A 24,337-nucleotide genomic window follows, 5' to 3' on the forward strand; every position below is an offset into this window, starting at 1 on the left:
TAACTATGGTTAATAGAGGGCGAGATGAAAGAAAATTTATCACTATGGGAAAATTGAATATTCAATAATTTGTTGTTCTCTCTAATTTTCATCCAGTTAGGTACCGAAATATCACTTTTTTCTTTACCAATTTTCGCTATAACGCAATTGCATGTAACACCCGTTCAAATGGGATGCCTGGTTTTTTCAGAGCAGATGGCACCCATTCTGCTGGGTATTTTTTCAGGAATTTTTGTCGATCGCCATAATTCGCTCAAAATTATGATTGCCAGCGAGATTTTTCGTGCGCCGATATTAATTTTTATTTTCATTACATTTTTTTCTCAATTAAGTTTTTTATCTTTATTTTTTGTCTGTGTTTTTCTTAGGGAGTGGAAAACTATTTTTTTTGATATTTCATATCGTAAGTTGACCTCTGGGCTGTTTGAATCCTCTGAAATTATCCAGTGCAATGCTAAATTGGCGAGCGCAAATTCACTTTCTGAATTGCTGGACCCTGTTATAGCAGGTTGCATTATAAAAATATTCTCTGTCGCGGACGCTCTGTTTTTCAATGTTATTTTATTCCTTCTGTCATCACTTTTTTATTGTCATTAAAAAAAGCAAAAATCAAAAATGCAATAGATAGAGAAAAAAGGAACGGTAAATTAAGCGATGTTTATATAGGTTATCAATTTGTTTTTAAAACGCCTTTGTTAAGGGTTATTACATTGAGTGGTGCGATATGGAATTTTTGCTACGCATTGATCTACACGATATTTATCTTTTACACAATCAATCAACTCAAAATACCTCCTTTTATGGTTAGTCTGGTTTTCATCCCTGGTGCCATTGGTGTATTGGCGGGATCATCACTGATACCCTCTATAATTAAAAAACTTGGCTATGGTAAGTCGCTGTTATTTGGGGTGGGAATAACTGTTTTGTGGGGGATAATCCTGATCCTGTTACAGTCGGTTGAATGGGCTGTCTTTGCTATAAGTATAGCTTTCTTTTTCTTTGGAATAGGTCAGACTATTTTCAATGTCATTAATGTTTCTATCAATCAAATAGTTATCCCTTCACCTCTACTTGGTAAAGTTATTGCCTCTCTGCGCGTTTTATTCTGCATTACTATTCTTTTAGGTGCTTTGGTCAACGGTTATTTGGCTGAAGCGCGTTCACCGCGCGAGGCGATATTTATCGCCACACCAGGTTTGATGTTTTCAGCCTTTATTCTTGCCCTGCCACAGGTGCGCCAATTCAAGCTTGAAGCCCCTGAACACCATGCAGGATCTGATCTTGGATAGGACTATTCGTACTCAATTTATTCAACGTGTCAGTTGCTCTCCCCTGTAAACAGAGCCAGTCTAAACAGAAGTATCCGGTCTTTCTTGCATCGAACAAAGAGGCCAGTCCGTCATTAAAAAAACCCGCTATACCGAAGAACAGACCGCGTTTGCGCTGAAACCGGCACGCGGGTGGAGAAAGTGTGCAAAAGATGGGCTTTTCTGAAGCCACTTTTTGTAACGGAGAGAAAAGTTTGGCGGTATGAACGTGACAGAACTGCGTCGTCTGCGGCAACTGGAAGATGAAAACCAGCGGCTCCTTCGTCTGGTGGCAGACCTCAGTCTGGATAAGGAAGTGCTGCTCCAGAATGTCATTCAAAAAAGTTCTGAGGCCCCTCCAGAAACGGGAGTCGGTGGATTACCTGCTGGAAGCATATCGTATTGGTCTGCGTGGTAGTTGCCGTCTGATGATGCAGAATTATCTGGCGTACAACTATCGCAGATGCCGTGATGACAGAGCCCTGACCCAGAGGATAAGTGAGATTGCTGCGGTGCGGGTTTGCTATGGTTACCAACGTATCTTTGCACAGGACACTCCTTAAACATAGGCCTATGCCTATGTCTTAATGGTGAAGTGTCCGGTTTAAACGGGCCTTTGCAGTGTTATAAATGCCTGGAGAGGAAATCCTCAATCAAGCGCAGCACCAGCACAGGATTTTCGCGGCTGCTGATATGCGCAGCATTCGGGATCTGCGTAAAATCGCAGCTCAGCTTTTCAGCCATCAGGCGACCTTCGACCGGCGGCCTCGGCCGATCCAGTTCACCAGTCGCAACGTGTGCCGGACAGCGAATGGTATTCAGCACTGAAAGCCTGTCCGGGCGACCGAAAATCTGTTTACCCAGCGGCACGATACTGCCACGCAGTTGTTCTGCCGTGAGTGAAGAGAGATATGTGCTAAGCCGCTGGACATCTGCAGGTGTGGCATGTTGAGAATAAAATTGCCCGATAATGTAATCCAGCATGGCAGGCGGAATGAAGCCAGTTGTCTCAATGGCGTTGAGCATGCCAAAGTAACGTTCGCGTGCCTCACAGGTTTCATCGCCAATAAAGGTATCAAACAACATTAACGCTTTTACCCGCTGTGGCGCAGCGGCAGCCAGTTCGGCTCCCCACATGCCGCCAACGGACAATCCCACTACCGCGAACTCCTCAATCTGTAAGGCATCCATTAGAGCCAGATGATCGGCGGCCAGATCTGCCAGTGATGTTGTTGATGCTGGCAGATTGGGAGAATCACCGTGGCCCCATAAATCCGGCGCTATCACGCGAAACTGTTTAGCCAGAGCCTCAATCTGCGGTGCCCACATTGATTTATCGAACAGATAACTGTGGCCGAGTAAAACGGGAAATCCCGAGCCGGTATCTAAATAGGACATCATTGCCTTCATCAACTTTCTCCTTGTTTTCAGGGCATAGCCTGGATGTAAACCCGGCGATATCTTACAGCAGATATTTCCGCTGCGTTGGGTGAGAAAATCTTAATTGCAAATAAGCGTCTTAAGTCGTGGTCAGTGTGTTGTCGCAAATATCCCCCTCTTTTCCATGGCGATCTCTGTTCAAATCACTGTGGATTTAATCGCGATTGGTGAAGAGGAAATGGGCGCAAGTCGAGCGTGCGCGTCTGTTTTTTGATAACACGCTATGTCTTTGAGGCGATGTTTTTTTCGATCCTATCTCAAAAATAGGTATTGCCTATACATCTTATCTTTTTCGCCGGATATCCGCGGCTGGTTGTTTTAAATTCATTATTTATCAATCTATTAAACAATTTTTCACTTATCTGTAAAGCCTTCCTGCAGAGACTATGCTTATAGCAACCGTTGAAAAAGGGGGGACTGGCGGAATAACCCTGCGGGAAAGAGGTTGAAGTGAGAATAATTATCACTAACATAACAATATGCCCTTCGAATCTGGTGAGTTGAGGTAACGCGATGGAATCATTTAATCCGGAAGATTTTGCGTGGCGCGGGCTGACTATGACGCCTGCCGCTGCTGAACATATTCGTACGCTGGCCAATAAACAGGCCGGTGTTCTGGGTGTACGGCTCGGCATTAAGCAGACTGGCTGTGCGGGCTTTGGTTATGTGCTGGATACCGTGACGGAGCCGAATGCCGACGATTTACTGTACGAATCTGCAGGCGCGCGCCTTTACGTTCCGCTTCAGGCAATGCCCTTTATTGATGGCACAGAAGTGGATTACGTGCGTGAAGGGTTAAATCAGATCTTCAAATTTCATAACCCGAAAGCCCAGCATGAATGCGGCTGTGGCGAAAGCTTTGGGGTATAGGCGGTACTATGTCTCGTAATACTGAAGCAACTGACGATGTCAAAATCTGGACCGGTAACCTCAATTATAAAGAGGGGTTCTTTACGCAATTAACCACTGATGAGCTGGCTAAAGGCATCAATGAAGATGTCGTGCGGGCGATCTCGGCGAAACGTAACGAGCCTGAGTGGATGCTGGAGTTCCGCCTGAGTGCTTTTCGTGCCTGGCTTGAAATGGAAGAGCCGCATTGGCTGAAAGCGCACTACGACAAGCTGAACTATCAGGATTACAGCTACTATTCGGCACCGTCCTGCGGTAATTGCGATGACACATGCGTCTCGCAGCCAGGTGCTGTGCAACAGACGGGCGCGAATGCGTATCTGACTGATGAAGTGGAAGCCGCGTTTAACCAACTGGGCGTACCGGTGCGTGAAGGCAAGGAAGTGGCGGTGGACGCCATTTTCGACTCAGTTTCCGTCGCCACCACTTACCGCGAGAAACTGTCGGAGAAGGGCATTATTTTCTGCTCGTTCGGTGAGGCTATCCACGATCATCCTGAACTGGTGAAAAAGTACCTCGGTACCGTGGTGCCATCGAATGACAACTTCTTTGCTGCGCTGAATGCGGCAGTCGCCTCCGATGGCACGTTCATTTATATCCCGAAAGGCGTGCGTTGCCCGATGGAGCTGTCCACCTATTTCCGCATCAATGCGGAGAAAACTGGCCAGTTCGAACGCACTATTCTGGTGGCCGATGAAGGCAGTTATGTCAGCTATATCGAAGGTTGCTCCGCGCCGGTGCGCGACAGTTACCAGCTTCACGCGGCGGTGGTGGAAGTGATCATCCACAAAGATGCCGAAGTGAAATACTCCACCGTGCAGAACTGGTTCCCGGGCGACAACAATACGGGCGGTATTCTTAACTTCGTCACTAAGCGTGCGCTGTGCGAAGGCGAAAACAGCAAGATGTCGTGGACGCAATCAGAAACCGGTTCGGCCATTACGTGGAAATATCCGAGCTGCATTCTGCGTGGTGACAACTCCATTGGCGAGTTTTTCTCCGTGGCGCTGACCAGCGGGCATCAGCAGGCTGACACTGGCACCAAGATGATCCACATTGGCAAGAACACCAAATCGACCATTATTTCGAAAGGGATCTCGGCCGGACATAGCCAGAATAGCTATCGAGGGCTGGTGAAAATCATGCCGACGGCAACGAATGCCCGTAACTTTACTCAGTGTGACTCGATGCTGATAGGCCCGGACTGCGGCGCGCATACTTTCCCATATGTTGAATGTCGTAATAACAGCGCCCAGCTTGAACACGAAGCCACAACCTCGCGCATTGGAGAAGATCAACTGTTCTATTGCTTGCAACGCGGTATCAGCGAGGATGATGCTATCTCGATGATTGTTAATGGTTTCTGTAAAGACGTCTTCTCCGAGTTGCCGCTGGAATTTGCCGTTGAAGCGCAAAAACTGCTGGCTATCAGCCTTGAACACAGCGTCGGTTAAGAATTAAAGGATAATAAATGTTAAGTATCAAAGATTTGCAAGTAAGCGTTGAAGGCAAAGCAATACTCCGCGGCTTGAGTCTGAACGTTCGTCCAGGCGAAGTGCATGCCATCATGGGGCCGAACGGTTCCGGGAAAAGTACGCTTTCTGCAACCCTTGCCGGACGTGAAGATTATGAGGTCGTTGGTGGCAATGTGGAATTTAAAGGCAAAGATTTGCTGGAACTGTCGCCGGAAGATCGCGCCGGGGAAGGCATCTTTATGGCCTTCCAGTATCCGGTAGAAATACCTGGCGTCAGCAACCAGTTCTTTTTACAGACAGCGCTGAATGCGGTGCGGAAATATCGCGGCAAGGAAGAGCTTGATCGCTTCGATTTCCAGGATCTAATGGAAGATAAAATCAAACTGCTGAAGATGCCGGAAGATCTGTTGACTCGTTCGGTGAACGTCGGTTTCTCTGGCGGTGAGAAGAAGCGCAACGACATTCTGCAAATGGCAGTGCTGGAACCTGATCTCTGCATACTTGATGAAACCGACTCCGGGCTGGATATTGATGCGCTGAAAATCGTTGCTGAAGGGGTGAATGCCCTGCGCGATGAGAAACGGGCTTTTATTATCGTCACGCACTATCAGCGTATTCTCGATTACATCAAACCCGACTTTGTGCATGTGTTGTATCAGGGGCGCATCGTGAAATCCGGCGATTTCACGCTGGTTAAGCAACTGGAGGAGCAGGGCTATGGCTGGCTTACCGAACAGCAGTAACGCGCTGCAACAGTGGCATCACCTGTTCGAAACCCTGGGCGGATCGCGTTCGGAAGTGGCGCAACAACATTTGCAACAAATGTTGCGCTTAGGTCTGCCGACGCGCAAACAGGAGAACTGGAAATACACCCCGCTTGAGGGATTGCTGAACAACCGGTTTGTTAGCGTGTGCGCCCCTGTAAACACCGCTCAGCGTGACGCTCTGGCGTTGCCGGTGGATGCCATCAGGCTGGTGTTTGTCGATGGGCAGTTCAACGCAGAATTAAGCGATGAGACGGTCGGTTCCGGTTTTGATGTGACTTTCAGCGACGCACGCCATGCTCTGCCCGCGCCGGTGCAGCCGGAGATGTTCCTGCATCTGACCGAAAGTCTGACGCAGAACGTGACCTGGATTCAGGTCGCGCGCAATCAACGCCCGGCTAAACCCTTGCTGCTCATGCATATTACCCAGGGATTGGCGGGCGAGGAGATGAACACTGCGCACTATCGCCATCATCTCGAACTGGAGCAGGGCGCCGAAGCGACAATCTATGAGCATTATGTCAGCCTCAGCGAACAGCCACATTTTACCGGTTCGCGTCTTACGATGAATGTGGCGGCGAATGCACATTTGCACCATGTGAAGCTGGCGTTTGAAAATCCGCAAAGTTACCACTTTTCGCATAACGATCTTCTGCTGGGAGCCGATGCGGCGGCTGACAGTCATAGCTTCCTGCTTGGCGGCATGGTGCTGCGTCATAACACCAGTACGCAACTGAATGGTGAAAACACGCAGGTTAATATCAACAGCCTGGCGATGCCGGTGAAATCAGAAGTGTGCGACACCCGCACCTGGCTTGAGCACAACAAAGGCTACTGTAACAGCCGCCAGTTACATAAAACTATTGTCAGCGATAAAGGTCGGGCGGTGTTCAACGGTTTAATCAATGTTGCGCAACACGCGATTAAAACCGATGGTCAGATGACCAACAATAATCTGCTATTAGGACGTCTGGCGGAAGTGGATACCAAACCGCAACTGGAAATTTATGCTGACGATGTGAAGTGCAGCCACGGTGCAACAATTGGGCGTATTGATGATGAGCAGATGTTTTATCTGCGCTCGCGCGGTATTAACCAGCAGGCGGCGCAGAAAATGATCATCCATGCTTTTGCCGCTGAACTGACGGAAGTGATTCGCGACGTAGCGTTGAAACAACAGGTACTGGCGCGTATCAGCCAGCGTCTGGCAGGGGGCGTAGTATGAGTTTTCCCGTGAACGCGGTACGCGCCGATTTTCCGGTGCTGCTGCGTGAAGTGAATGGATCGCCGCTGGCGTATCTCGACAGCGCTGCCAGCGCGCAAAAACCGAATCAGGTCATTGATGCCGAAGCGGCGTTTTATCGCCACGGTTACGCTGCCGTGCATCGTGGGATCCATACCCTCAGTGCGGAAGCGACGCAGCGTATGGAACAGGTGCGTGAGAAGGCGGCGGCGTTTCTTAATGCCCGTCTGCCGGAAGAGCTGGTATTTGTGCGCGGTACGACGGAAGGAATCAACCTGGTCGCCAATAGCTGGGGCAATAGCCAGGTGTGTGCTGGCGACAACATCATCGTCAGCGCAATGGAGCATCATGCGAACATCGTGCCGTGGCAGATGCTGTGCGAGCGTGTGGGCGCGCACTTGCGTGTGATCCCGATTAATCAGAATGGCACCCTGCAATTAGAGGTGCTGCCAACACTGCTGGACGAACACACGCGGCTGCTGGCGATCACCCACGTTTCTAACGTTCTGGGAACGGAAAACCCGGTTGCGGAGATGATTGCGCTGGCGCATCGGCACGGCGTGAAAGTGCTGGTGGACGGCGCGCAGGCGGTGATGCATCACCCGGTAGACGTGCAGGCGCTGGACTGTGATTTCTATGTTTTCTCGGGGCATAAATTGTATGGCCCGACCGGCATTGGCGTACTGTACGTCAAAGAGGAGATTTTGCAGGCTATGCCGCCGTGGGAAGGCGGCGGTTCCATGATTGCCACCGTCAGCCTGACGGAAGGCACTACCTACGCGAAAGCGCCGTGGCGGTTTGAAGCCGGGACGCCGAATACGGGGGGGATTATCGGGCTGGGCGCGGCGATCGATTATGTCACCGCATTGGGCCTGAAGGCGATTGGCGAGTATGAACAGACATTGATGCGTTATGCGCTGGCGGCGCTGGCGGAGGTGCCGGATTTAACGCTCTATGGCCCGGCGCAGCGTCAGGGGGTAATTGCCTTCAACCTTGGTAAACATCATGCTTACGATGTAGGTAGTTTCCTCGATAATTATGGTATTGCCGTTCGTACCGGGCATCACTGCGCGATGCCACTGATGGCGTTTTACAACGTGCCTGCCATGTGTCGTGCTTCGCTGGTCATGTACAATACGCAAGAAGAAGTGGATCGTCTGGTGGCTGGCCTGAAGCGTATTCATCAGTTACTGGGCTAACTAAAGAGGCGAGAATGGCCGCATTACCCGATAAAGAGAAATTGCTGCGCAATTTCGCCCGCTGTGCCAACTGGGAAGAGAAGTACCTTTATATTATCGAGTTGGGACAGCGGTTGCCGGCGCTGAGCCCCGGGGATCATAACCCACAAAACATTATCCAGGGATGTCAAAGCCAGGCCTGGATTGTGATGCATTGTAATGACGATGGCGTGATTGAGCTGGCTGGCGACAGCGATGCCGCGATTGTTAAAGGGCTTATTGCCATCGTTTTTGCGCTGTACCAGCAGATGACGCCACAGGACATCGTTGCGTTTGATGTTCGTCCATGGTTCGAAAAACTCTCGTTGACACAACATCTCACGCCTTCACGTTCGCAGGGGCTGGAAGCAATGATCCGTGGAATCCGCTCCAAAGCTGCTAACATTAGCTAAACTCAAAGAAAAGCTTTCATTCTGTTATGCGAGGCGTTTTTTGCCTCGCTGGTTTTCAGCTTTCCGGCGTTTTGCCAGTGAATACAGGAACGACAATGAAACGCGTGTCTTTGATAACTCTCTGTCTTTTTGGCGCTATTAGCGCTCTTTCGGTGGCTCATGCGGCAGAATATACCCTGCCGGGAAACGGGAGCCGTATCATCGGTCAAAACCAGACTTACACCGTTCAGGCAGGGGATAAAAACCTGCAAACCATTGCCCGTCACTTTGATACCGCCGCAATGCTTATTATTGAAGCTAATGACACTATTGCGCCAGTACCGAAGCCCGGAACGGTGGTCACTATTCCTTCGCAAATGTTGCTCCCCGATACACCGCGGGAGGGAATTGTGGTCAATCTTGCGGAGCTACGGCTTTATTACTTCCCCCCCGGAAAAAATAGCGTTCAGGTTTATCCTATTGGTATTGGTCAGCAGGGCCTGGAAACACCAGTGTCTGTGACGAAGGTCAGCCAGAAAATACCTAACCCAACCTGGACACCTACAGCGGGCATCCGTGCACGTTCACAGGCGAATGGTATTGAATTGCCGCCAGTAATACCTGCCGGACCCAGTAACCCGCTGGGACGATTTGCGCTGCGTTTGGGGATAGGTCACGGTGAATATCTTATTCATGGCACCAATGCGCAGGACAGCGTCGGGCTGCGCGTCAGTTCCGGCTGTATGCGGATGAACGCGCCTGATATCGCTGCGCTGTTTGCCCAGGTCTCGACGGGAACCAGGGTGACTATTATCAACGAACCGGTGAAGTATGCGGTTGAGCCGAATGGCAGGCATTATATTGAGGTGCATCGCCCGTTGTCGCAGACGGTGGAAGAGAATACCCAGACGCTGCCGATAACGCTCTCTCCGACGCTGGCGTCATTTATTACCCGGTCGGGCGGCGATAAAGCTGCGATTGATAAAGCGCTGTACCGTCGTGCGGGTTATCCGGTGATAATCCCTGCTGCAAAGCAGGCAGCAAGCCCTGAAAGCGTGCTATCGGTGCAAAACAGCACGAAAGCGGCAGCCATGAATGCGGAAACGGCAGAAACGGTAACGCACCAGGAGAAGGGGCAGGGGTAAATCGCGGGCAAAAAAAATGGCGCACATTGTGCGCCATTTCATTACAGGAACTCTTACTTACGGTAAGAGTGAGCCTGGTTGTCCAGACGCTGGTTAGCGCGAGCTGCGTCATCTTTAGCAGCCTGAACGTCGGAACGGATTGCGTTCACGTCGTTGCTCAGCTGGTCAACTTTAGCGTTCAGAGTCTGAACGTCAGAAGACAGCTGATCGATTTTAGCATTGCTGGAGCAACCAGCCAGCAGAGTAGAACCCAGGATTACCGCGCCCAGTACCAGTTTAGTACGATTCATTATTAATACCCTCTAGATTGAGTTAATCTCCATGTAGCGTTACAAGTATTACACAAACTTTTTTAGGTTGAGAATATTTTTTTGATGGGAATACCCTTAAATTTGATCGTTCGCTCAAAGAAGCACCGACTTTGAATAAAAGGTTAAAAAACGTGTGTTAAAACAGCAGGCTTCCATCGGATTCATCTTAGGTAATGTGCTGCTTAAATAGTGAAATCCGATTTGATTTTTTATTCAAGCTGGAGACGAGAATATAAAAAAGCGCCACGAGGGCGCTTTTTTAATCAGTCTAAATTTTCTGGTTATTATTACAGAACGTGGACAGAGGCGGTGTTTGTGGTGCCGCTCGGAACCAGCGCGCCAGAAACCATAACCACGACGTCGCCTTTGCAGGCCAGGCCGCTTTGCAGCGCCACTTCTTTGCCCAGACGGTAGAAATCGTCGGTAGAGGAGATCTCTTTCACCAGTTGTGCGACAACGCCTTTACTCAGCACCAGCTGACGAGCAGTGAGTTCGTTAGTTGTCAGCGCCAGGATGGTCGCATCCGGGAAGTATTTACGCACAGCGCGTGCGGATTTACCGCCCTGAGTCGCTACCACAATCAGCGGTGCTTCCAGTTTTTCTGCGGTTTCAACAGCACCCCGGCAAACTGCTTCGGTGATGCGCAGCTTGCGGCTGTCGTTGTTGTAGTCCAGACGGCTGGTCATTACGCGGTCGGTACGTTCACAGATGGTCGCCATGATGCCAACGGCTTCCAGCGGGTATTTACCTTTCGCAGATTCACCGGACAGCATCACTGCATCAGTACCGTCCAGGATAGCGTTCGCTACGTCACCTGCTTCCGCACGAGTCGGACGCGGGTTTTTGATCATTGAGTCGAGCATCTGGGTCGCAGTGATAACCACTTTACGTGCACGGATACATTTCTCGATCATCATCTTCTGCGCGAAGATCACTTCTTCAACCGGGATTTCAACGCCCAGGTCGCCACGAGCAACCATGATACCGTCAGATGCTTCGAGGATTTCGTCGAAGTTGTTCAGGCCTTCCTGGTTTTCGATTTTGGAGATGATCTGGATGTTTTCGCCACCGTGCGCTTTAAGATGCTCGCGGATTTCAACAACATCAGAACGCTTACGGATGAAAGATGCTGCAACGAAATCAACGCCTTGCTCGCAGCCAAAGATCAGGTCCTGCTTATCTTTTTCAGCCAGCGCCGGCAGAGCGATGGAAACGCCCGGCAGGTTAACGCCTTTGTTTTCACCCAGGTCTCCGTTGTTCAGAACCTTACAGACAACCTTGTTACCTTCGATTGCAGTCACTTCCATGCCGATCAGGCCATCATCCACCAGAACGGTGTTGCCGACGCTCAGGTCATTGGCGAAACCTTCATAGGTCACAGCAACCGTTTCGGTGTTACCGACCACGGATTTGTCAGTGGTAAAGGTGAAGGTTTGACCCGCTTTGAGGGAGACGTCATTACCGCCTTCCAGCTTAATAGTGCGGATTTCCGGGCCCTTGGTGTCCAGCAGAATTGCCGCTGTTTTACCGGTTTTGCTCAATACGTTGCGCAGGTTTTTGATGCGCTGGCCGTGTTCAGTATAGTCACCGTGAGAGAAGTTTAAACGCATGACGTTCATGCCCGCGTCCAGCATTTTCGCCAACATCTCTTCGGATTCGGTTTTCGGACCGATGGTGCAAACAATTTTGGTCTTTTTCATGACAGTTCTGGTCTTTAAGTTTGAGTTGAGAAGGATTGGGAATTCACGCTCCGGCTGACGCACAACGGCCCCGGAGTCAAACATGTGTTACGAAAAGAGCGATGCCACTGCCTAAGGATAGGTGACATCAAAAAAGCGTGCAGAGTAATGTGTGCCTGAGTTTCAGCCCAACAGGGAAAGGTATGATTTAAGTTTGGCGTTTTACAGTTCAATCAGCTGAAACCATTCAAATGTGAATAGGCGGCTATTATACGCCAATTTTCAGCGAAAAGGAAAATGAAAACGGCGTTTCAAAAATCATCTGTGCAGTTTCACAACGAAGTGTTATCAACGTGTTAAGTTCACACAAAAATAAAATCCGCAGATTTACCGCCGAAATTGCACTTTTACTGCCAAACGGATAAAAGCAGGGCTAATCTGCGCCCGGGGATCACAAATTTGAACGCATAAAATATCTACAAGAGAAACACGTTAAGTGTGTACGCTGTAACGTTTTAGTGAGGTTATTTAGCGATTCAGGATACCTAATGCCTGCTCGTGCAAAAATGGGCTGCTGGAAGCGAGGATATGACTGCTTGATCCCGGTCTCCCGCCATCTAAAGTTGTCACCACGCCGCTTGCCTGCTCGCCATCGATCACCGGGTCGGGAGCGAACCCCTTCTTTTGCTTTGCTGTCGACATGCAGATTGGTTTGCGCATGAAAACCCGGCCGTGTTTGTTGATCCGCCGCATCGGCCAGCTCAAGCGCAAAAAGCGCTACCACGCACAATATAATGCATTGCGCAACACTCCGGTGTTTTGTTTGAACGCTGGAACAGGTTTTTTCCGAACGTCGAATCGCTGGTTGTAGCATACCCCAATGACAGGGTATTGATTGTATACGATAAAGATTGCGCACATAGCGGCTTATATGTATTTTTATGCATATTATTTGCATAAAAAGGTGGTATGTATGTTCAGGAAGTGGATACAGGCAGGTTGTCTTTTTGCTGCGCTGGCGAGCAGCGCGTTTGCTGCTCAGCAAACTTACGTGGTGGGCGCAGGGGGAACATATCGTCCGTTTGAGTTTGAAAACAGCCAGAAGCAGTTAGAAGGCTTTGATATCGATATCATTAAAGCCATCGCTAAAGCCGAGGATTTTAATATCAAGCTGATCAACACACCATGGGAAGGGATCTTCGCTACGCTGGGTTCGGGCGATCGCGACATCATTATTTCCGGCATTACCATTACTGACAAACGCAAGCAGATGGTTGATTTTTCCGCACCTTACTTTCCAGCGGAGCAGTCGATCGTGGTTCCGGCTAACTCAAAAGTGACCTCGCTGGTATCGTTGAAAGATGAGAAAGTCGGCGTTGTAAACTCCAGTACCGGCGATATCGTTGTTTCAGACGTGTTGGGGAAAAACAGCACAGCGATTAAACGTTTTGATAATACGCCGCTGATGCTGCAAGAGTTGTTCGAAGGTGGTGTCAGCGCGGCTGTGGGCGATGTTGGCGTGGTGAAGTATTACATCAAACAGCACCCGGAAAAACAGTTCAAATTGGTACCAGACGCGAAGTTTGAACGTCAATATTTTGGTATTGCGGTGGCGAAAGGGAATACCGAATTGCAGGCGAAAATTAACAGCGGCCTGAAGAAAATTGTGGCTGACGGTACCTACGCCAAAATTTATAAAACCTGGTTTGACGACCACGAGCCTGAATTACCTGCACAATAACACTTCGCTTTTTTTATTCCGGCTACCGTGAACATTCCGGTAGCCGTCATTTTTTCAGGAATGACTTATGTCGGGATTCCGTTGGGAAATAATCCAGGAGTACGCGCCGTTGTTTACGGAAGGTGCCTGGATGACCATCAAATGCACGATTATCTGCGTTATTTTAGGCACGTTTTGGGGGCTCACGCTCGGCCTTGGCCGCATGGCGCAGGCCGAACACGGGCCATGGAAATATCTGTTGCGCTATCTGGTACAATTTCCGGTGCGTTTTTATGTCAGCGCTATTCGCGGTACGCCGCTGTTTGTGCAGATTATGGTCGTGCATTTTGCGCTGGTGCCGCTGTTCATCAACCCGCGTGACGGCATTCTGGTGACCAGCGGGATCATGAGCAGTGACCTGGCGCGAGGGTTGCGCTCCGACTATGGTGCGTTTCTCTCCTGCATCGTCGCCATTACGCTCAATGCCGGTGCCTATGTGTCGGAGATCTTCCGCGCGGGTATTCAGTCTATCGATCGGGGGCAGATGGAGGCCTCACGTGCGCTGGGTATGCCGTGGTGGAAGACGATGCGTAAAGTGATCTTGCCGCAGGCGTTCCGTCGCATTCTGCCACCGTTGGGTAATAACGCCATTGCTATTGTTAAAGATTCATCACTGGCTTCGGCGATTGGTCTTGCGGATCTGGCCTATGCTGCCCGCACAGTTTCTGGTGCGTATGCCACCTACTGGGAACCCTACCTGACCATTTCACTGGTCTACTGGGCGATCACCTTCCTACTTGCGCAACTGGTTAACCGACTGGAAAAGAGGTTTGGCAAAAGTGATTCACATTAAAAACCTGCATAAACATTTTGGCGAAAACCCTGTTTTGCGAGGCATCAGTTGCGATATCAAGCCAAAAGAAGTGGTGTGTGTGATTGGGCCGTCCGGTTCGGGGAAAAGTACCTTTCTGCGCTGTATGAACGGGCTGGAGTCGGTGAGTGAAGGTGCCGTTGAGGTTAATGGCTTTGCGATCCACAATCCGAAAACCGATATCAACAAGCTGCGCGAAAGTGTCGGCATGGTTTTCCAGCGTTTCAATTTGTTCCCGCATATGACGGTGCTGGATAATCTGACAATGGCACCTGTGAACCTGAAGGGCATGAAACGCGCTGAGGCCGTCGTCCTGGCGGAAAACCTGCTGGCGAAAGTCGGGTTGAGTGACAAACGTGATGCCTGGCCGGCGAGTCTTTCAGGCGGGCAACAGCAGCGCGTGGCTATTGCCCGCGCACTGGCGATGAATCCATCAATTATGCTGTTTGATGAACCGACATCGGCGCTCGATCCGGAGCTGGTGGGTGATGTATTGCAGGTGATGAAAACGCTGGCAATGGAAGGGATGACGATGGTCATCGTCACTCATGAAATGGGCTTTGCCCGTGAAGTGGCGGATCGGGTGATATTCATCGATCAGGGCGTGATCCAGGAAGAGGGCCCACCGCAGCAGATTTTCACCGCCCCTACTCATCCCCGGACCGCCGAATTCCTCAGTAAAGTTCTTTGACATCAAGCTCTCTACGGAGGGCTTTTTTGTTTTCCGATGACAGAAAGTGCAAAGCGTGCAATCGGACGGCGGTGGATACTGCAACGCGCCATACTTAAACGACGGTGTGGGAGCAACAACAGGATCACAATCGGATGCTATCACTTTGTATCAAGTCTGAAGAATAAACGGAGAACAACCATGACGATGAAAGTCCTCGGCTATGCCGCACAGTCAGATAAAGCCCCGCTGGCGCCTTTCCACTTTGAGCGTCGCGACCCGCGGGCAGATGATGTGGTGATTGATATTCTTTATTGTGGCGTTTGCCATTCCGATCTTCACCAGGCCCGTAACGATTGGGGGTTCAGCCAGTATCCCATCGTGCCGGGTCACGAAATTATTGGTCGCGTTGTGTCTGCGGGTGCGAGTGTCAGCAAATTTAAACCCGGCGATTTAGTTGGCGTTGGCTGTATGGTCGATTCCTGTCGTGAATGTAACCCCTGCAAACAGGGGCTTGAACAATATTGCGAAGAAGGGTGCGTTCAGACCTATAACGGCATTGACCGGCACGATCACCGCCCTACGTTTGGTGGCTATTCGCAATTGATCGTCTGCTCGCAAGATTTTGTGTTGCGCATCCCGGACAACCTCAATGCGCAAGCAGTCGCACCGCTGCTGTGCGCCGGGATCACCACCTGGTCACCACTGCGCCGTTGGGGAGTGAAAAAAGGCAGTAAAGTGGCGGTGATCGGCCTTGGCGGGCTGGGGCACATGGCGCTGAAACTGGCCCATGCGCTGGGTGCGGAAGTGACGCTGTTTACCCGATCATCGGGCAAAGAGACAGATGCCCGTCGTCTTGGTGCGCACCATGTGGTGCTCTCTACAGACGAAAAACAGATGGAAGCGGTACAAGGGGAGTTTGAGTTGATCATCGATACCGTGCCTTACACCCACGATATCAATCCTTATCTGTCAACTCTGACGCTGGATGGCACGCTGGTGTTTGTTGGGCTGCTGGGCGAGCTCGAACCGACCATTAATACTATTCCGCTGCTGATTGGGCGCCGTTCAGTTTCCGGCTCTGCGATCGGTGGTATTGCAGAAACTCAGGAAATGCTCGATTTCTGCGGTGAACATAACATTACGGCCGATTCTGAGCTGATTCGCATGGATGAGATCAACCACGCCTTTGAACGTCTGCTGAAAAGCGATGTGAAGTACCGTTTTGTTATCGATATGAAAACGCTGAGTGCGTAAACGTAAAACACGTGCAGGCCGCGTTTGCGGTCTGCTGCGTAATGCAGCGATAAAACGGGAAGTAAAAGGAAAATTTAAGAATGGTGCGTCCGAATGGACTCGAACCATCGACCCCCACCATGTCAAGGTGGTGCTCTAACCAACTGAGCTACGGACGCACTGATAGAATGGTGCGTTCAATTGGACTCGAACCAACGACCCCCACCATGTCAAGGTGGTGCTCTAACCAACTGAGCTATGAACGCAATGTTGTGGTTGACAACGGGGACGAATATTAGCGGCAGCCTGGGGATGTGGCAAGGGGAAAATGGCAAATTTATTCCTGAATTCACGCGATTGCGGAACAACTAACCAAAACGCCGGGAAAGTAGCCGCCATCCGGCGGCTACTGGCCTGCTAATGCGCAGCGCGCTGCAAAATCCGTGCAGAAGTCTGACGTTGCAGGAAGCGCATTCGCAGCATCATTAAAATTGCCGCAGAAGTCAGACCGATGATAAAGCCCATCCAGAAACCGGCTGGACCCATTCTCGGCACCACTAAATCGGTCAGCGCCAGGATGTAGCCGGAAGGAAGCCCCAGCACCCAGTAAGCGGTAAACGTGATAAAGAAGATGGATCGTGTATCCTTATAGCCGCGCAGCACGCCGCTGCCAATGACCTGGATTGAATCGGAAATCTGATAAATCGCCGCCAGCAACATCAGGTGCGACGCCAGCGCCACGACTTGCGGATTATCGTTATACAACAAGGCAATTTGCTCGCGCAGCAGCACGGTGAAAATCGCCGTGACTACCGCCATGCAGATGCCGACCATCAACCCTGTACGCGCCGCGATTTGCGCATCAATGGTTGATCCCTGGCCCAGACGGAAACCGACGCGAATTGTCACAGCAGCGCCAAGCGACATCGGTAGCACGAACATCAGCGAACTAAAGTTGAGGGCAATCTGGTGCCCGGCGACATCAACAATACCCAGCGGTGACACCAGCAACGCGACCACCGCAAACAGCGTGACTTCAAAAAACAGCGCCAGCGCAATCGGCATGCCGAGTTGCGTCAGACGCTTTAGTACGTCTATATCCGGTTTCGCAAAACGCTGGCTCTGCTGAATATCGCGCATGACGCGGGTGCGTTTCACCCACACGCGCATACAGATAAACATCACCCAGTACACCGAGGCGGTGGCTACGCCGCAACCGATACCGCCCAGTTCAGGCATACCAAAATGGCCGTAGATAAAGATGTAATTCACCGGGATATTCACCAGCAGGCCGAGAAATCCCATCACCATGCCGGGCTTGGTACGGGCAAGCCCTTCGCATTGGTTGCGCAGCACCTGGAAGAAGAGATAACCGGGCACGCCCCACAGCAGCGCGCGTAGGTAACCCACGGCTTTATTGGCTAACGCCGGGTCGATATTGTTCATCGCACGAATGATATGGCCTGCATTCCACAGCACTATCATCACCAGAATGGAGACGGCGCCTGCCAGCCAGAATCCCTGGCCGATTTGATGCGCGATGCGATCACGGCGTCCGGAGCCGTTAAGTTGCGCAATTACTGGCGTGAGCGCCAGCAGCAAGCCGTGTCCAAACAGGATCGCCGGTAGCCAGATTGAGGTACCAATGGCGACGGCAGCCATGTCCGTGGCGCTATAGCCACCTGCCATCACCGTATCAACGAAGCCCATAGAGGTCTGGGCCACCTGTGCGAAAATAACTGGCACGGCAAGAGCCAGTAACTGACGCGCTTCTGCTACATACTTCTGCACGTGAACACCTTTATATTGTTGTTATAAGAAAGAATGGAACGACTTATCAGGAAGGCATTTTCCTTGTGCTAACAAGAATGCCGCAGTGTGAAAAATGCGACATGTGTACAAATCTTACCTGCTACGGCCTCTTTTTTCCATGTTGGTCATAAAGCAAAATTATTACCGTGCCGGGAGCGGGACGCTTATCTTATCACCAGCCTGGCGGGAAAAGCAGCGGCGGGGTGAATGAGACTGGCATGGGCTATTTTCACCTGTTATTGTGCGTAAAGAACACGGCTGAGCCGTAGGAATGGAACAGGAGTGGTAAGTATGTTTACGGGTATTGTACAGGGTACGGCAAAACTGGTTTCGATTGAGGATAAACCGAATTTCCGCACTCACGTTGTTGAACTTCCTGAAACGATGCTGGAGGGTGTTGAGACGGGTGCTTCCATTGCTAACAATGGCTGCTGTCTGACCGTGACGGCCATTAATGGTAACCATATTAGTTTCGATCTGATGAAAGAGACACTGCGCATTACCAATCTCGGTGAGCTCAATATTGGTGATAGGGTAAACGTTGAGCGCGCAGCAAAATTCAGCGATGAAATTGGCGGCCATTTAATGTCCGGCCATATTATGACTACCGCTGAAATCGTTAAAATTCTCACTTCCGAGAATAACCGCCAGATCTGGTTTAAAGTGCAGGATCCGGTATTAATGAAATATATCCTATACAAAGGATTTATTGGTATCGACGGTATAAGCCTGACGGTTGGTGAAGTGACAAGCAGCCGTTTCTGCGTGCATCTAATCCCGGAGACGCTGCAACGCACCACCCTTGGCGCGAAAAAACTGGGTCACCGCGTCAATATTGAGATCGATCCGCAAACGCAGGCCGTGGTCGATACCGTTGAGCGCGTGCTGGCGGCAAAAGATGCCGCTGTTATCAGCAGCGAAGAATAAAGAAAACCCCGGAAAACCGGGGTTTTTGTTAACGCGGAACGCGCAGGCCGTGTTCTATACCGCGGCTGAAGACGACCTGCCACAGCTGAATATCACGCGCGCGGAAAGCGCCTGCACAGGCGTTGAGATAGTAGCTGAACATCCGTTTGAAGCGTTCAGAGTAGTTGTCGGCAATTAACGGCCATGCGGCAAGAAAACGTTCATACCATGCCATCAGCGTGCGATCGTAATCGGCACCGAAGTTGTGCCAGTCTTCCATCACGAAATGCGATTCGCTGGCGTTGGCAATCTGACGTACGGAAGGCAGACAACCATTCGGGAAGATATAGCGGTTGATCCAGGGGTCAACGTTGAGGTCGGTGCGTTTTGAACCGATAGTGTGCAGCAGGAAAATCCCGTCCGATTTAAGGTTGCGATCCACCACGCTGAAATAGGTCGCATAATTTTTCGGCCCCACGTGTTCAAACATTCCGACGGAGACAATACGGTCAAACTGCTCATTCAGATCGCGATAGTCCTGCAGGCGAATATCGACATCCAGTCCTTCACAACGCTGTTGCGCCATTTTTTGTTGTTCCGCCGAGATCGTTACGCCGACCACGCTGACACCGTAATTCTGTGCCATAAATTGTGCCAGCCCGCCCCAGCCGCAGCCGATATCCAGCACGCGCATACCAGGTTTCAGCTTCAGTTTTTCACCGATAAGCGTTAATTTTGCCCGTTGTGCGTCGTCGAGATTTTCTGCGTCTTTCCAGTAGGCGCAAGAGTATTGCATCTGCGGGTCCAGCATGCGGGTAAACAGATCATTACCAAGGTCGTAATGTTCTTTACCGACAATCCATGCCCGTTTTTTACTTTGCAGATTAAATAATCTTGCTCCGGCAATGCGGAGTGTGTCTCTGAAATGGTGAGGCAGTTGTTTTTCCAGTCCGGCGCGCAGCACTTTGGTAAAGAATATATCCAGACGATCGCATTCCCACCAACCGTCCATATAACTTTCGCCTAGTCCGAGCGAACCTTCCTGTAAAACGCGTTTAAAAAAATCCGGGTTTTTCACCTGGATATCTGAAGCAGCAGGACCGTTAACGCGGATACCTGCGCGGTTCAGTAATTCGTTTGCTATACGGAACCAATTATCATCCCGTACGCCAACTTCTTCTATACACGATGAACTCATAACTTCTCCATCACTCGCAGTGATCCGAACCTTCAAACAGCGTAGTCGCTTTTTCGGGTTTGTGAGAAATCTCACGGTTTGAGCCGTGAGGCTGATATCCGACGTAGAACAGAGGAAGGGAGATCACCCTTGCCGAAAGGCCGTCCCTGGAACAACGGGCACAATCCGGTGCCCGTTACTACATAATATTTATCGTATTTATTAAAAACCGAAAATTAGTATAGGCCTCAATATTAGGTGATTCAACTTAAAGCTGTTAGCAAACTAATCACTGCGCTATTGATAGTCGCTAAGGCAATCATCCGTGTGAAGAGGAGGGGACAGCCTCATCGTCTGCTGCTTCGGTATCATGCTGGCATTGCTGACGATAGCCGAACGCGACCAACAGCACCATCGCCACCATCACGCTAGTGGTGGTGAACAGCGGTGTGGCGATCAGCCCTGAAACCACCAGGCTTGCCAGGAAACACAACCCAAGTTGCAATGTATTTTGCAGCGCGGCTGCGCGGCCAGTTGCCTGGGGGAACGGGCGTAATGCCTGTGCCACCACAACAGGATAGATTGCACCGTTGGCCATTGCCATAAAACAGAACGGGATCAGCAGTGCAGTCAGTGATGCCTGAGGCAGTAAACCTACGATCCAGGTGGCAATCACGCTTAGCCCAAAGGCGCTCAGCAGCCACGGAAGTAGGCATGAGCCCTGCCATTTTTGCAGTGCAGCGCGGCAACCATAACCGCCAATCAGGAAAGCAATGGTCTGCGGTACGTAACTCAGGCCAATCGCGGACGGACCATAACCCATCTTGTGCAAAATAAACGGCGAACCGGTTAGCCAGGCAAAAAAACTGGCCGAGCAGGCGGCGTAGATGATGACATTGCCGCGATACGCTTTATTGCGCAGCAGATCGAAAAAGGTCAGCGGCTGTTCATGCTGTGCAGCAGACCATGTGGGCGTTTTCAACCGCCAGGCAGGCACCATCAGCACCAGAGTTATTGCCAGCAACGTGGCAAAAATCGCCTGCCAGGAGAAGTGTGCCAGCATCCAGGCACCCAGCAGGGGGGCCAGTGCGGGCGTCAGGCCCACCAACGGCATAATGGTTGCGAAGATACGATTAACGCGGTGTGTCGGATAGTTGTCAGTGACCAGCGCCTGCCAGCTAACCGTAGCGGCGCAAACGCCGATCGCCTGTACGAAACGCAGCACCAGTAACAGGCTGGCGTCCCGTACCCATAATGTTCCCAGACACCCAAGCGCGAAAATAGCCAGCCCGCTTAACAGAATGGGTCTGCGGCCATATCGATCCGACAAGGGACCCCACACCAGTTGCGCAACCGCAAAGCCTGCCAGGAACAAACTGAGCGTAGCGCTGACGATGGCCGGAGAGGTCTGCAAATCTTGTTGTATTGCACTAAACGCGGGTAGGTACATGTCAGTGGCTAAAAAGCCCAGCACGCTTAATCCTGCGAGCCAGACTAAAAATCCTTTTCCAGGTTGCATTCGAGTTCTCATCTTGTTGCTTCTTCAGGGCTGTCGAGTGTAAGGAGTGCTTTCCGGCTTGTGAAACGCTAATATTTGCGCAGTGATTTCAAAATTTTTGCAGGCAGATTATGTGGTCAGAATATTCACTGGAAGTGGTTGATGCTGTTGCGCGTAACGGCAGTTTCAGCGGAGCCGCTCAGGAGCTGCACCGTGTCCCTTCAGCGGTGAGCTATACGGTGCGCCAACTCGAAGAGTGGCTGGCGGTTCCGTTATTTGAACGCCGCCATCGCGATGTGGAGTTAACACCCGCCGGAAGCTGGTTTTTAAAAGAGGGGCGATCTGTTATCAAAAAAATGCAGATCACCCGCCAGCAGTGTCAACAGATTGCCAATGGCTGGCGTGGCCAACTGGCGATTGCCGTGGATAACATTGTGAAACCGGCACGAACACGGCAATTGATCGTCGATTTCTACCGACATTTTAACGATGTCGAGTTACAGGTTTACCAGGAAGTGTTTAACGGTGTCTGGGATGCGCTGGCAGATGGCCGCGTTGAGGTGGCGATTGGCGCGACTCAGGCGATCCCGGTCGGTGGGCGGTATGCATTTCGTGATATGGGCATGTTGAGCTGGAAATGTGTGGTCTCCAGCCGCCATCCGTTGGCATCAATGCCCGGCCCGCTAAGCGATGAGACGTTGCGCAACTGGCCTTCGTTGATCCAGGAAGATACGTCGCGCTCGCTGCCTAAGCGTATTACCTGGCTGCTGGATAACCAGAAGCGGGTTATCGTGCCGGACTGGTCCGCTTCAGAAGCCTGTCTTTCTGCTGGTCTGTGTGTGGGGATGGTGCCGGCGCATTTTGCCCGTCCACGGCTGGACAGCGGCGACTGGGTGGCGCTGCAACTGGAGAATCCTTTTCCTGACGCGGCCTGCTGCCTGACATGGCAACAAAATGACGCATCACCGGCGTTGAACTGGCTGCTGGAGTATCTGGGGGACAGTGAGACGCTGAACAGCGAATGGTTGCGGGAGCCAGAGTAGCGGCTCCCGCAGGGCGGGATTAACGGCGATAGTCGCGGAACGGGCCGTCCGCGACAGAACGACGTTCGATCAGACGTGGATGGACTTCAATGGATTGCGACTCTTCGCGTTTGTTGACGATACGATCGAGCAACATGGTAAACGCCGTTTCGCCCAGAGAATCTTTCGGCTGATGGATGGTGGTCAGCGCGGGCGTAAAGTAGCGAGAATTGCGCACATTGTCATACCCGATCAACGAAATGTCCTGAGGAACGCGCAGCCCCATCTCATCTGCCGCACAGAGCGCGCCCATTGCCATAATATCGCCCCCGCAGAACACGGCAGTAGGGCGGTGGGACTGGTTAATGATTTGCTGCATCGCCCGGTAACCCGATTCCGGCTCAAAGTCGCCCTGTACGATCCAGTTTTCCGGCACGGTGATGATCGCTTCTTCCATCGCCTTCATAAAACCGGCAAGGCGGCCTGCGCCTGTGTTGCGCTCCAGCGGGCCAGGAATGACGCCAATATCGCGATGTCCGCGCTCGATCAGATAGCGTCCGGCCATATAGCCGCCTTCAAACGCGTTATCAATGACCGAGTCGGTAAAATCGGCTTTTGACTCGCCCCAGTCCATCACTACCATTGGGATATTACGGTACTCTTCCAGCATGCTCAGCAGCGATTCCGGATATTCGGAGCACATCACCAGCAGGCCATCGACACGTTTTTGCGCCATCATCGACAGGTAGGCGCGCTGTTTCTCAAGGCTGTTCCAGGCGTTGCCGAGGATCAAGGTGTAGCCTTTCTGGAAGCATTTTTTCTCTACGGCTTCGATGATCTCGGCAAAATAGGCGGCTTCGCTACTGGTGGCCAGCAAACCGATCGATTTGGTGTGATTAACCTTCAGGCTGCGCGCCACAGCACTGGGAGAGTAATGTAACTCTTTGATCGCCGCCCATACGGCGTTGCGGGTCTCTTCAGCGACAAAACGCGTTTTGTTAATTACATGTGATACGGTTGTAGTGGAAACGTTTGCTCGTTTCGCGACATCTTTAATCGTTGCCATCAGAAATCACTCCAGACCATATCATAAGCTCCTGATAATACTTAAGGTAAACGTTTGCCTGCCATCACCCTGAACTCCAGCAAAGTGAGTGCGGTACGCCGGGAAAAAGGCACTGAACGTCAGGAGGGGAGTCAATGGCCGGTACGCTAATAAATTTAGCGTCGAATTTTGTCTCATCTTGAGCAAAAGGGGAAGAGCTAAAACATATCTCCCCCTAATTCCTGCAAGATTTTTATGATTACTTGTGCAAAAATGCGCAAACTCACTTTTTGTGGGGAAATGAAAATGGAGAAAAATTGATGAGCACCGATCTGAAGTATTCTTTGGTCACTACCGTCATTGTTCTGAGCCTGATTGTTTGCGGTGGGCTGACCGCTGCGCTGCATTGATCTGGCACGAGGGAGAGCCTTCTCCCTCGGCTTTCCCCGCCATTGTTATCACTTCTGCAATAATCTTTTGTCATTCCGCTAACTTCTG

24 protein-coding genes, 2 tRNA genes and 2 pseudogenes are annotated in these 24,337 nt (G+C 51.0%); 17 read left to right on the forward strand and 11 right to left on the reverse strand.

Annotated elements, in window-relative coordinates; all coding sequences use genetic code 11:
* Positions 1-72 precede the first annotated feature (72 nt).
* The 3 genes and pseudogenes from BM427_RS25665 to BM427_RS05555 all read left to right on the forward strand — a co-directional run.
* The gene (locus BM427_RS25665; RefSeq protein WP_367888884.1) at positions 73-597 is read left to right on the forward strand and encodes an MFS transporter; all 525 of its coding nucleotides are present in this window, start codon (positions 73-75) and stop codon (positions 595-597) included.
* Positions 588-1,289, forward strand: a complete 702-nt coding sequence (locus tag BM427_RS05550) for an MFS transporter (protein ID WP_254779575.1) — start codon at positions 588-590, stop codon at positions 1,287-1,289. Before BM427_RS25665 ends, BM427_RS05550 begins: the two co-directional genes overlap by 10 nt.
* Before the next feature lie 112 nt (positions 1,290-1,401).
* Positions 1,402-1,849, forward strand: a pseudogene (locus BM427_RS05555) (transposase); the annotation flags it as partial.
* A gap of 82 nt (positions 1,850-1,931) precedes the next feature.
* Here the strand turns inward: BM427_RS05555 and BM427_RS05560 are convergent.
* Positions 1,932-2,717 (reverse strand): alpha/beta fold hydrolase, encoded by a 786-nt coding sequence (locus BM427_RS05560; RefSeq protein ID WP_090119899.1) that lies wholly within the window; start codon positions 2,715-2,717, stop codon positions 1,932-1,934.
* A 543-nt stretch (positions 2,718-3,260) separates the two neighbouring features.
* Between BM427_RS05560 and sufA the strand changes: the two genes are divergently transcribed.
* From sufA to ldtE, 7 genes are all read left to right on the forward strand, one after another.
* On the forward strand, positions 3,261-3,617 hold the full coding sequence (gene sufA / locus BM427_RS05565; protein ID WP_090119901.1) for a Fe-S cluster assembly scaffold SufA: 357 nt from the start codon (positions 3,261-3,263) through the stop codon (positions 3,615-3,617).
* An 8-nt stretch (positions 3,618-3,625) separates the two neighbouring features.
* On the forward strand, positions 3,626-5,110 hold the full coding sequence (gene sufB / locus BM427_RS05570) for a Fe-S cluster assembly protein SufB (protein WP_090119903.1): 1,485 nt from the start codon (positions 3,626-3,628) through the stop codon (positions 5,108-5,110).
* Between the two features lie 17 nt (positions 5,111-5,127).
* On the forward strand, positions 5,128-5,874 hold the full coding sequence (gene sufC / locus BM427_RS05575; protein WP_090119905.1) for a Fe-S cluster assembly ATPase SufC: 747 nt from the start codon (positions 5,128-5,130) through the stop codon (positions 5,872-5,874).
* The gene (gene sufD, locus BM427_RS05580; protein WP_090119907.1) at positions 5,849-7,120 is read left to right on the forward strand and encodes a Fe-S cluster assembly protein SufD; all 1,272 of its coding nucleotides are present in this window, start codon (positions 5,849-5,851) and stop codon (positions 7,118-7,120) included. Before sufC ends, sufD begins: the two co-directional genes overlap by 26 nt.
* Positions 7,117-8,337 (forward strand): cysteine desulfurase SufS, encoded by a 1,221-nt coding sequence (gene sufS / locus BM427_RS05585; RefSeq protein ID WP_090119909.1) that lies wholly within the window; start codon positions 7,117-7,119, stop codon positions 8,335-8,337. The genes sufD and sufS overlap by 4 nt, the downstream gene beginning before the upstream one ends.
* Before the next feature lie 14 nt (positions 8,338-8,351).
* On the forward strand, positions 8,352-8,768 hold the full coding sequence (gene sufE / locus BM427_RS05590) for a cysteine desulfuration protein SufE (protein WP_090119911.1): 417 nt from the start codon (positions 8,352-8,354) through the stop codon (positions 8,766-8,768).
* 95 nt (positions 8,769-8,863) lie between these two features.
* Positions 8,864-9,892, forward strand: a complete 1,029-nt coding sequence (ldtE, locus tag BM427_RS05595; protein ID WP_090119913.1) for a L,D-transpeptidase LdtE — start codon at positions 8,864-8,866, stop codon at positions 9,890-9,892.
* 53 nt (positions 9,893-9,945) lie between these two features.
* On the opposite strand, the gene BM427_RS05600 is transcribed toward ldtE, so the two are convergent.
* The 4 genes and pseudogenes from BM427_RS05600 to BM427_RS25205 form a co-directional block, all read right to left on the reverse strand.
* Entirely contained in the window at positions 9,946-10,182 is a 237-nt protein-coding gene (locus BM427_RS05600; protein ID WP_007374746.1) for a major outer membrane lipoprotein, read from the reverse strand.
* A gap of 308 nt (positions 10,183-10,490) precedes the next feature.
* The gene (gene pykF / locus BM427_RS05605; protein WP_090119916.1) at positions 10,491-11,903 is read right to left on the reverse strand and encodes a pyruvate kinase PykF; all 1,413 of its coding nucleotides are present in this window, start codon (positions 11,901-11,903) and stop codon (positions 10,491-10,493) included.
* Positions 11,904-11,986: 83 nt separating this feature from the next.
* Positions 11,987-12,115 (reverse strand): annotated as a pseudogene (gene ynhH, locus BM427_RS26445) (protein YnhH); the annotation flags it as partial.
* Between the two features lie 295 nt (positions 12,116-12,410).
* Entirely contained in the window at positions 12,411-12,653 is a 243-nt protein-coding gene (locus BM427_RS25205; RefSeq protein WP_217647353.1) for a hypothetical protein, read from the reverse strand.
* A 202-nt stretch (positions 12,654-12,855) separates the two neighbouring features.
* On the opposite strand from BM427_RS25205, the gene BM427_RS05615 reads away from it, so the two are divergent.
* From BM427_RS05615 to BM427_RS05630, 4 genes are all read left to right on the forward strand, one after another.
* Entirely contained in the window at positions 12,856-13,623 is a 768-nt protein-coding gene (locus BM427_RS05615; protein WP_090119920.1) for a basic amino acid ABC transporter substrate-binding protein, read from the forward strand.
* Between the two features lie 67 nt (positions 13,624-13,690).
* On the forward strand, positions 13,691-14,455 hold the full coding sequence (locus BM427_RS05620) for an amino acid ABC transporter permease (protein WP_090119921.1): 765 nt from the start codon (positions 13,691-13,693) through the stop codon (positions 14,453-14,455).
* Complete coding sequence (locus BM427_RS05625; RefSeq protein ID WP_090120695.1) at positions 14,442-15,164, forward strand: amino acid ABC transporter ATP-binding protein; 723 nt, start codon at positions 14,442-14,444, stop codon at positions 15,162-15,164. The genes BM427_RS05620 and BM427_RS05625 overlap by 14 nt, the downstream gene beginning before the upstream one ends.
* A 180-nt stretch (positions 15,165-15,344) precedes the next feature.
* Positions 15,345-16,400, forward strand: coding sequence for an NAD(P)-dependent alcohol dehydrogenase (locus BM427_RS05630; RefSeq protein ID WP_090119923.1), 1,056 nt, complete (start codon positions 15,345-15,347; stop codon positions 16,398-16,400).
* Between the two features lie 81 nt (positions 16,401-16,481).
* Here BM427_RS05630 and BM427_RS05635 read toward each other — a convergent pair.
* The 3 genes from BM427_RS05635 to mdtK form a co-directional block, all read right to left on the reverse strand.
* Positions 16,482-16,558 (reverse strand) — tRNA-Val (locus BM427_RS05635).
* A gap of 10 nt (positions 16,559-16,568) precedes the next feature.
* Positions 16,569-16,645, reverse strand: a tRNA-Val gene (locus BM427_RS05640).
* A 151-nt stretch (positions 16,646-16,796) separates the two neighbouring features.
* Positions 16,797-18,170: an MdtK family multidrug efflux MATE transporter gene (mdtK, locus tag BM427_RS05645; RefSeq protein ID WP_090119925.1), complete on the reverse strand. Its 1,374-nt coding sequence runs from the start codon at positions 18,168-18,170 to the stop codon at positions 16,797-16,799.
* Positions 18,171-18,482: 312 nt separating this feature from the next.
* On the opposite strand from mdtK, the gene BM427_RS05650 reads away from it, so the two are divergent.
* Positions 18,483-19,118 carry a riboflavin synthase subunit alpha gene (locus BM427_RS05650; RefSeq protein WP_090119926.1) on the forward strand — a complete coding sequence of 212 codons (636 nt, stop codon included), beginning with the start codon at positions 18,483-18,485 and terminating at the stop codon, positions 19,116-19,118.
* A 28-nt stretch (positions 19,119-19,146) separates the two neighbouring features.
* Here the strand turns inward: BM427_RS05650 and cfa are convergent, their stop codons facing one another.
* Positions 19,147-20,295, reverse strand: coding sequence for a cyclopropane fatty acyl phospholipid synthase (cfa, locus tag BM427_RS05655; RefSeq protein WP_090119928.1), 1,149 nt, complete (start codon positions 20,293-20,295; stop codon positions 19,147-19,149).
* A gap of 298 nt (positions 20,296-20,593) precedes the next feature.
* On the reverse strand, positions 20,594-21,793 hold the full coding sequence (gene punC, locus BM427_RS05660; RefSeq protein WP_090119929.1) for a purine nucleoside transporter PunC: 1,200 nt from the start codon (positions 21,791-21,793) through the stop codon (positions 20,594-20,596).
* A 110-nt stretch (positions 21,794-21,903) separates the two neighbouring features.
* Between punC and punR the strand changes: the two genes are divergently transcribed.
* Positions 21,904-22,815 carry a DNA-binding transcriptional activator PunR gene (gene punR, locus BM427_RS05665; protein ID WP_090119931.1) on the forward strand — a complete coding sequence of 304 codons (912 nt, stop codon included), beginning with the start codon at positions 21,904-21,906 and terminating at the stop codon, positions 22,813-22,815.
* A 19-nt stretch (positions 22,816-22,834) separates the two neighbouring features.
* Here the strand turns inward: punR and purR are convergent, their stop codons facing one another.
* Complete coding sequence (purR, locus tag BM427_RS05670; protein WP_090119933.1) at positions 22,835-23,860, reverse strand: HTH-type transcriptional repressor PurR; 1,026 nt, start codon at positions 23,858-23,860, stop codon at positions 22,835-22,837.
* A 299-nt stretch (positions 23,861-24,159) separates the two neighbouring features.
* Between purR and cydH the strand changes: the two genes are divergently transcribed.
* Positions 24,160-24,249, forward strand: coding sequence for a cytochrome bd-I oxidase subunit CydH (gene cydH / locus BM427_RS05675; protein ID WP_090119935.1), 90 nt, complete (start codon positions 24,160-24,162; stop codon positions 24,247-24,249).
* The last annotated feature ends 88 nt before the right edge of the window (positions 24,250-24,337 follow it).

The organism is Kosakonia arachidis (assembly GCF_900116535.1).
GTDB lineage: Bacteria > Pseudomonadota > Gammaproteobacteria > Enterobacterales > Enterobacteriaceae > Kosakonia > Kosakonia arachidis.

What these genes read in the sequence shown, in the direction of transcription:
- BM427_RS05560 (WP_090119899.1), bottom strand. Translation starts at nt 2,717, where the DNA reads ATGAAGGCAATGATGTCCTATTTAGATACCGGCTCGGGATTTCCCGTT.
- sufA (WP_090119901.1), top strand. Translation starts at nt 3,261, where the DNA reads ATGGAATCATTTAATCCGGAAGATTTTGCGTGGCGCGGGCTGACTATG.
- sufB (WP_090119903.1), top strand. Translation starts at nt 3,626, where the DNA reads ATGTCTCGTAATACTGAAGCAACTGACGATGTCAAAATCTGGACCGGT.
- sufC (WP_090119905.1), top strand. Translation starts at nt 5,128, where the DNA reads ATGTTAAGTATCAAAGATTTGCAAGTAAGCGTTGAAGGCAAAGCAATA.
- sufD (WP_090119907.1), top strand. Translation starts at nt 5,849, where the DNA reads ATGGCTGGCTTACCGAACAGCAGTAACGCGCTGCAACAGTGGCATCAC.
- sufS (WP_090119909.1), top strand. Translation starts at nt 7,117, where the DNA reads ATGAGTTTTCCCGTGAACGCGGTACGCGCCGATTTTCCGGTGCTGCTG.
- sufE (WP_090119911.1), top strand. Translation starts at nt 8,352, where the DNA reads ATGGCCGCATTACCCGATAAAGAGAAATTGCTGCGCAATTTCGCCCGC.
- ldtE (WP_090119913.1), top strand. Translation starts at nt 8,864, where the DNA reads ATGAAACGCGTGTCTTTGATAACTCTCTGTCTTTTTGGCGCTATTAGC.
- BM427_RS05600 (WP_007374746.1), bottom strand. Translation starts at nt 10,182, where the DNA reads ATGAATCGTACTAAACTGGTACTGGGCGCGGTAATCCTGGGTTCTACT.
- pykF (WP_090119916.1), bottom strand. Translation starts at nt 11,903, where the DNA reads ATGAAAAAGACCAAAATTGTTTGCACCATCGGTCCGAAAACCGAATCC.
- BM427_RS05615 (WP_090119920.1), top strand. Translation starts at nt 12,856, where the DNA reads ATGTTCAGGAAGTGGATACAGGCAGGTTGTCTTTTTGCTGCGCTGGCG.
- BM427_RS05620 (WP_090119921.1), top strand. Translation starts at nt 13,691, where the DNA reads ATGTCGGGATTCCGTTGGGAAATAATCCAGGAGTACGCGCCGTTGTTT.
- BM427_RS05630 (WP_090119923.1), top strand. Translation starts at nt 15,345, where the DNA reads ATGACGATGAAAGTCCTCGGCTATGCCGCACAGTCAGATAAAGCCCCG.
- BM427_RS05650 (WP_090119926.1), top strand. Translation starts at nt 18,483, where the DNA reads ATGTTTACGGGTATTGTACAGGGTACGGCAAAACTGGTTTCGATTGAG.
- cfa (WP_090119928.1), bottom strand. Translation starts at nt 20,295, where the DNA reads ATGAGTTCATCGTGTATAGAAGAAGTTGGCGTACGGGATGATAATTGG.
- punC (WP_090119929.1), bottom strand. Translation starts at nt 21,793, where the DNA reads ATGCAACCTGGAAAAGGATTTTTAGTCTGGCTCGCAGGATTAAGCGTG.
- punR (WP_090119931.1), top strand. Translation starts at nt 21,904, where the DNA reads ATGTGGTCAGAATATTCACTGGAAGTGGTTGATGCTGTTGCGCGTAAC.
- purR (WP_090119933.1), bottom strand. Translation starts at nt 23,860, where the DNA reads ATGGCAACGATTAAAGATGTCGCGAAACGAGCAAACGTTTCCACTACA.
- cydH (WP_090119935.1), top strand. Translation starts at nt 24,160, where the DNA reads ATGAGCACCGATCTGAAGTATTCTTTGGTCACTACCGTCATTGTTCTG.